A 6071-nucleotide genomic window follows, 5' to 3' on the forward strand; every position below is an offset into this window, starting at 1 on the left:
GACCCACGCGTTCCCATCTCGAACACGACCGTTAAGCCCTCCAGCGTCGATGGTACTTGAACCGCAGGGTTCTGGGAGAGTAGAACGTTGCCAAGCAGATACCTAATATAGGGATCTTTAATCGAAGATTAAAGTCTCTCTGCATGGGTATTTTTTTTGTCTAGTAAGATTTGATTTGCCTTTATGGAGGCTTAGTGAAGTGGCTAAACACGGCAGACTGTAAATCTGCTCTCTTCGAGTTCGGTGGTTCGAATCCATCAGCCTCCATATACCTTATTTAGGGGCATAGTTTAAGGGTAGAACAAAGGTCTCCAAAACCTTTGGTGTGGGTTCAATTCCTGCTGCCCCTGCCAATAAGATCAATGGGGATTAGCCAAGCGGTAAGGCAACGGACTTTGACTCCGTCATGCCAAGGTTCAAATCCTTGATCCCCAGCCATTTTTTCACAACACATGAGTCATTAGCTCAGTTGGTAGAGCACCTGACTTTTAATCAGGGTGTCGTAGGTTCGAATCCTACATGACTCACCACTTCATTCATAGGGATCTTTAGGCGAAGACTAAAGTCTCTCAGATTTACCAGCATGCGCGTATGGCGGAATTGGCAGACGCACTAGACTTAGGATCTAGCGGGCGACCGTGGGGGTTCAAGTCCCTCTACGCGCATCACCGTCCCTAGGTTGCTTCATGCAGCTTAGGGACCCCTATGCGGAAGTGGCTCAGCGGTAGAGCATCGCCTTGCCAAGGCGAGGGTCGCGGGTTCGATCCCCGTCTTCCGCTTTTTATCTTCGGGACGTAGCTCAGCTTGGTAGAGCACCTGCTTTGGGAGCAGGGGGTCGCATGTTCAAATCGTGTCGTCCCGATATCAACCACAGTTCTTCATCAAGTGATGAAGGATTGTGGTTTTTTGTTGTGATCATTTTGTTTTTGAACGAAGTGTTGCAGTCATTCTTACTTCACCTAGAATTACCCCTGGTTACTTAGTTACCTTGATGTAACTCATTTTCTAACCACGCCTGTTGGAGTATACTGGAAATGAAGCAAAAGTAAGAATTCTAAGGAGGAAAAAGTAGTGGGTACGAATGCGAAAATAGGCGGCGGCGGGTTTCATCACGTTGCACTCAGAGCGAATGATTTTGACGCGACAGTCAAGTTTTATACAGAAGGTTTAGGCTTTGTAGAGAAAAACAACTGGGGCGAAGGGAATAAACGTGCGGTCTTGTTAGACTCTGGCGATGGGAATTATATGGAGGTATTCGCTGGAGGAACGGGTGAGCAGATACCAGAAGGATATTTTTTTCATGTAGCATTCCGTAGTAATAATGTTGATGGAGCTGTCGAAGCAGCCGTTGCTGCTGGAGCTATCGTGACGGTAGAGCCTAAAGATGTCATCTTAGGCTTGAACCCGCCAACACCTGTGCGAATTGCTTTTGTCAAAGGATTAAATGGTGAAATTATTGAGTTTTTCCAGAGTACTGGAGAGAACCAACTATAAATTTTCAGGGATGAGAGGGGCATGTGACATGGCTTTTACCTTTACTTTATCGCTCGGAGATGAAGCGCCTGATTTTTCATTACCAGCTACGGATGGACAAACATACGCGTTGAAGGATTTTAAAGATGCGAAAACGCTCGTAATCTTTTTTACTTGCAACCATTGCCCTTATGTGATCGGTTCTAATGAAGTAACACGCGAAACTGCCAATCGGTATAAAGATAAGGGTGTACAGTTCGTTGGTATCAACGCCAACAGTGTGAACACCAAGCCAGAAGATTCCTTTGATCATATGGTATCGCACATGGAGGAGCATCAATATCCATGGACGTACCTGAGAGACGAAACCCAAGAAACGGCATTAGCCTATGGTGCATTAAGAACGCCGCACTTTTATGTCTTTGATGAAAATCGCAGATTAGTTTACACGGGACGCGGCGTAGATAATCCTAAGGATGCGTCAAAAATCACAATAAATAATTTAGATATCGCGTTAGAAAAGCTGACCTCTGGTCAAGTGATTACATTACCGTTGACGAACCCACTTGGCTGTAATGTAAAATGGGACGGTAAGGATGCGCATTGGATGCCTGCTGATGCGTGTGACTTGGTATAGCGTACTTCTGTCGTGTATACATATCTCAAAAAATTGAAAGCAATGAGCCTCCATACCGTGGAGGTTCATTTTTTGCATTCTACCTATTCATTCCTAGTGACTAAGTTAAAATATGGTAAAATAATAGAGTTCACCAAATCTACTAACAGTAACACACTCATCTATTCAGTTTACAATCACATGCCAAAGGAGACCCATAATGTCCTTTACACAGCATTTAGTCCAGAAATATCAGCACGAATGGCGCCAAACCCAGCAACATCCCTTTGTTCAAGAATTAGGTCAGGGAACCCTAGACCGCAATAAATTCAGGTTCTACATGATCCAAGACTATTTATATTTAATTGATTATGCCAAATTGTTCGCATTAGGAGCTGTCAAAGCTCCAGATCTCACAACGATGAGTGAATTCTCAGCGTCACTAAGTAACATTTTGCATGAAGAAATGGGCATTCATCGTTCCTACGCAGCTCGCTTCGGTATCACCAGGGAAGAATTGGAGCAGGCAGAACCTTCCCCAATTACACTCGCTTATTCGCATTACATGTTGCATGTAGCACAGAATGGCGGATTAGCGGAGTTAACAGCAGCATTACTTCCTTGTATGTGGAGTTACTGGGAGATCGGCCGCATGTTGAAGGAGTTCCCAGGTGCAGTGGATCATCCTGATTATGGAGAATGGGTGAGGGGATACAGCTCAGAGGAGTTCGGTAAACATGCACAATGGTGCATAAATTTAATGGATCGACTAGCCTTAGGGAAATCGGAAAGTGAATTAGCACGATTAGAAACTATTTTTTTGAATACGACTCGCTACGAAACGTTGTTCTGGGAAATGTCGTACCAACAACAGATGTGGCTGTAATTTCCGACACAAGTGCTAATGAAACGCATTCATAAGAGCCAATAGAACGAATATACATATACGGAAATCATCAAAAGTTGGTTATCAACTGGGAGGTGTTTCGTATGATTTATTGGATTTTGGCTGTGATTGTCGTGGTCGTTGGTGCGCTGGTCATCCTGAGTGTAAGAAGAAGTAAATCCAAAGCGCCTGCTGAAGTGAAAACCCACAAGCCCTGCTCTTACTGCAACGAGGAAATCGCTATTGATGCGCCAGTGTGTAAGTATTGTAGGGGGGTTGTAGTGAGTTAAGTTGATACTAGGAATTCCGGTTAAAAGGGGAAAGAAAAGCAACGAGTCATTCGCTACATGCGAGCTGCTCGTTGCTTTTTTGTATTTGTGTTAGTCTTTCTTGCTTCGTCTACTAGCTTCCTTAGCATCTAACGTTCCTAGGAAATCACTCGCCGTCCAGACAATATATTGAACTTCATCAAGCCCACGTTCCATAAGCATGCTTTTGTGAATATCGATAATCAATTTCTATTCATGGATGCCATCTACACCGTCAAGTTTTTGAAAATTAAACAACTCGCTCGGGTCTATGTCTAACGCATTCATTAGTGTTTCTAACGTGGTCAATAAAATGTTCCTTTGGCCTCGTTCAATATCCGATATATGCGATTTGCTCATACCGACTTTTCCTGTTTTTTCAGCAAGCTGATCCTGTGTGTATCCCTTAAGCTTTCTAATCATACGTAATCGCTCACCAACGAGCCTTAGGAAATCGGACATCGCATTCACTTCAAGTTGAGGTTATTGAATTCGAACCCAAAAAGAGATACCTATATATGGTGATTTAATATGAAAAATCCTGTTTAAATGGTACTTCCATAAACTAAACATATCAAAAAGTTGGCGCTCTGCCCAAAAAAAGTGTAACATCTAACACATATAGCCACAGAAGGAGCTTGAATCAGTTGAATATTGAATTACACAATGAGTTACCTACCGATTTTGAAGAGTTGAAAAAAGCAGCAAACCGCACATCCAATTGGAGGGAGCGTCTTTCTGCCGTTGAAGCATTAGGTGAACATGGCGATCAACAATCGGTTCATATTCTTAAACGTCTTATGACCAATGATACCGTGTATGCGATACAGGAGACGGCTTACCGCAAACTCAAACTTTTAGGTGAGGATGTTCAAATGCCTCCTCGCAAAAAAGGTGATTTAATTAAAGGCGTAGGTAAAATTTTACTTCGCATCAAGAAGAGCTTGCCTGAAGGTCATACGTATGAGGCTTTCAAGGAAAAGCTGCAGAAAATGAGAAGTGATGTTTATGACACTTACGAAGGTGACAAAGGCTCTGATTTCGATCAATGGCTAGAATCGACATGGTCGGGTTTATTAACTAATAAATAAGAAGCAACACGTATGGAGTGAGTTTATGGCTAAGGGTAAAGGTGGAACAGGTAGAGGTACTGACAGCAAAGGCTGGAACCGGTGGAAAGCAAGTGAGAACCGGGCGAAGAGTGCCCCGAAACCCTACAAGAGTAAAGGTTTGAAAGCCGCTGCAATCGCGGCCAAGGCTGCAGGTACTTCAAATACTTCAAATACTTCAAGTACTGCGAGTACCAAAAGCACAAAAGCTTAGCAAATTGCTAAGCAACGAGCCACCTTCGGCATCTTACGAGGGTGGTTTCTTTGTTGAATCAACTGTTTTTGCATCCATCACATGACCTGTGTAAGATAGATGTAGGATATTTTGGATGAGGTGAGAGTCATGGTATTTGGGGCACGCGTGTGGAAAACAGGCATCGCTGTTGCATTAGCTTTATACATAAGTGCTTGGCTCGAATTCACGCCACCAGTCATTGCGGCTGTTGCGGCGATCTTTGCGATGCAGCCGTCGATTTATCGCTCCTGGCGTTATTTCTTAGATCAGCTGCAGACCAATATTATTGGTGCGGCTTTCGCTCTGTTGGCGGGGATGTTTTTTTCACAAAATGTGATTGCCATCGGCATTGTATGTATTATTGTTATCATTCTAAGTTTACGTTTACGAATGGAAGAAACGATAGGTCTTACCTTAGTAACCGTTGTGGCTGTGATGGAGGCGTCGGGGGAGTGGCGTTTTGCGGTTAATCGGCTGTTGCTTAGCTTGATCGGGATAGGATGTGCCTTCGTGGTGAATGTACTATTCTTCCCACCTAAGCCTAAGGAACAATTCGCAGCGCAGATCGGATCTATTTTCAGCAAATTGTCACTGCTCCTCCGGACTGTGATTTCGAATGAGATCAAGGAAACGGTGTTTCGTGAAGAGAAGGAAAGTCTTCGCAGTAGCTTAAAGTCACTATCTGAGAAATATAGACTTATGGAAGAAGAAATTAAGAAGTTGAAGGGCAGCGGCTCCAAAAGGATCCGTGAACTCGTCGTGTACAAGCAGAAGCTGCTTGTCATGTCCAAGGGGCTTGAGGTGTTGGAAGCTGTAGATGAGCATTATTTTCAGGCTTCCCCAAGTGCGGAAACGGATGTATGTTTTGACGATCATATGGAGAAATTGATTAAGTACCACGAGCATGTACTCTTGAAGTACGATGATAAGTTGAAGGATACAAGCTCGGATAGTTTGGAAATCGAAGCGGAGAACGAACAGTTTATGATCGATCTCCTTGCACGGTATAGCGAACAACCAAGCGGTATGCTTCGACTCTCCATTGTGGCAGCAGCCATGTATGACTATGGTCATCAGATCGCGCGTTTGGATAAACTTGTGGAGCATGATCATCGAGGGGAGACGGAAGAGAGGGAACCTCTTGAAATTTTGCTCAAAAGTATTCGACTCAAATAGTTCAGATTAAGTTTGCATTACGAAATGGTTTGTGCTATATTATGTTTCTTGCTCCGAACAGGACAGGCATGAACAAGCACAAACCATGGAGTCTGAACGTGTTGATTATCTTCACGAATGGATGAAATAAAATAAAGCTTGCAAATGAAAAATCAATATGGTATATTATTTCTCGCTGCTTCGGTAACACGGCAGTGAACGAAAGAAATTGATCTTTGAAAACTGAACAACGAGTGAGTAAGCACAGTCGAGTAATCGACTATAAAAG

The 6071-nt window shown here is 43.5% G+C and carries 8 protein-coding genes, 7 tRNA genes and 1 rRNA gene; 15 read left to right on the forward strand and 1 reads right to left on the reverse strand.

From position 1 onward, the window contains the following. From rrf to L6I86_RS35400, 12 genes are all read left to right on the forward strand, one after another. Positions 1–96, forward strand: a 5S ribosomal RNA gene (gene rrf / locus L6I86_RS35345); the annotation flags it as partial. Positions 97–185: 89 nt separating this feature from the next. Then, positions 186–267: transfer RNA gene (locus tag L6I86_RS35350), tRNA-Tyr, on the forward strand. Positions 268–279: 12 nt separating this feature from the next. Further along, positions 280–353 (forward strand) — tRNA-Trp (locus L6I86_RS35355). A 10-nt stretch (positions 354–363) separates the two neighbouring features. Continuing rightward, positions 364–438 (forward strand) — tRNA-Gln (locus tag L6I86_RS35360). A 16-nt stretch (positions 439–454) separates the two neighbouring features. Then, positions 455–530: transfer RNA gene (locus L6I86_RS35365), tRNA-Lys, on the forward strand. A gap of 55 nt (positions 531–585) precedes the next feature. After that, positions 586–665 (forward strand) — tRNA-Leu (locus L6I86_RS35370). 42 nt (positions 666–707) lie between these two features. After that, positions 708–779, forward strand: a tRNA-Gly gene (locus L6I86_RS35375). A 9-nt stretch (positions 780–788) separates the two neighbouring features. Further along, a tRNA-Pro gene (locus L6I86_RS35380) sits at positions 789–862 on the forward strand. A gap of 209 nt (positions 863–1071) precedes the next feature. Further along, entirely contained in the window at positions 1072–1494 is a 423-nt protein-coding gene (locus L6I86_RS35385; RefSeq protein ID WP_236293605.1) for a VOC family protein, read from the forward strand. Positions 1495–1522: 28 nt separating this feature from the next. Beyond that, positions 1523–2110 carry a thioredoxin family protein gene (locus L6I86_RS35390; protein WP_236293606.1) on the forward strand — a complete coding sequence of 196 codons (588 nt, stop codon included), beginning with the start codon at positions 1523–1525 and terminating at the stop codon, positions 2108–2110. A 199-nt stretch (positions 2111–2309) separates the two neighbouring features. After that, positions 2310–2975, forward strand: coding sequence for a thiaminase II (gene tenA, locus L6I86_RS35395; protein WP_236293608.1), 666 nt, complete (start codon positions 2310–2312; stop codon positions 2973–2975). Between the two features lie 104 nt (positions 2976–3079). Next, positions 3080–3265, forward strand: coding sequence for a hypothetical protein (locus L6I86_RS35400; RefSeq protein WP_056621921.1), 186 nt, complete (start codon positions 3080–3082; stop codon positions 3263–3265). Positions 3266–3493: 228 nt separating this feature from the next. Here L6I86_RS35400 and L6I86_RS35405 read toward each other — a convergent pair whose 3' ends face one another. After that, the gene (locus tag L6I86_RS35405; protein WP_276574938.1) at positions 3494–3745 is read right to left on the reverse strand and encodes a helix-turn-helix domain-containing protein; all 252 of its coding nucleotides are present in this window, start codon (positions 3743–3745) and stop codon (positions 3494–3496) included. Positions 3746–3930: 185 nt separating this feature from the next. On the opposite strand from L6I86_RS35405, the gene L6I86_RS35410 reads away from it, so the two are divergent. The 3 genes from L6I86_RS35410 to L6I86_RS35420 all read left to right on the forward strand — a co-directional run bounded on the left by L6I86_RS35410 (position 3931) and on the right by L6I86_RS35420 (position 5803). Next, positions 3931–4374 carry a HEAT repeat domain-containing protein gene (locus L6I86_RS35410; protein WP_173121621.1) on the forward strand — a complete coding sequence of 148 codons (444 nt, stop codon included), beginning with the start codon at positions 3931–3933 and terminating at the stop codon, positions 4372–4374. Positions 4375–4399: 25 nt separating this feature from the next. Next, entirely contained in the window at positions 4400–4606 is a 207-nt protein-coding gene (locus L6I86_RS35415; protein WP_236293612.1) for a DUF3934 family protein, read from the forward strand. Positions 4607–4735: 129 nt separating this feature from the next. Next, positions 4736–5803, forward strand: a complete 1068-nt coding sequence (locus L6I86_RS35420; protein ID WP_236293614.1) for an FUSC family protein — start codon at positions 4736–4738, stop codon at positions 5801–5803. Positions 5804–6071: the final 268 nt, after the last annotated feature.

The organism is Paenibacillus allorhizoplanae (assembly GCF_927798215.1).
GTDB lineage: Bacteria > Bacillota > Bacilli > Paenibacillales > NBRC-103111 > Paenibacillus_E > Paenibacillus_E allorhizoplanae.

Bases quoted from the DNA above. Each gene is read 5' to 3' on its own strand.
- tenA (WP_236293608.1), top strand. From the start codon at position 2,310: ATGTCCTTTACACAGCATTTAGTCCAGAAATATCAGCACGAATGGCGC.
- L6I86_RS35415 (WP_236293612.1), top strand. From the start codon at position 4,400: ATGGCTAAGGGTAAAGGTGGAACAGGTAGAGGTACTGACAGCAAAGGC.
- L6I86_RS35390 (WP_236293606.1), top strand. From the start codon at position 1,523: ATGGCTTTTACCTTTACTTTATCGCTCGGAGATGAAGCGCCTGATTTT.
- L6I86_RS35405 (WP_276574938.1), bottom strand. From the start codon at position 3,745: ATGTCCGATTTCCTAAGGCTCGTTGGTGAGCGATTACGTATGATTAGA.
- L6I86_RS35420 (WP_236293614.1), top strand. From the start codon at position 4,736: ATGGTATTTGGGGCACGCGTGTGGAAAACAGGCATCGCTGTTGCATTA.
- L6I86_RS35400 (WP_056621921.1), top strand. From the start codon at position 3,080: ATGATTTATTGGATTTTGGCTGTGATTGTCGTGGTCGTTGGTGCGCTG.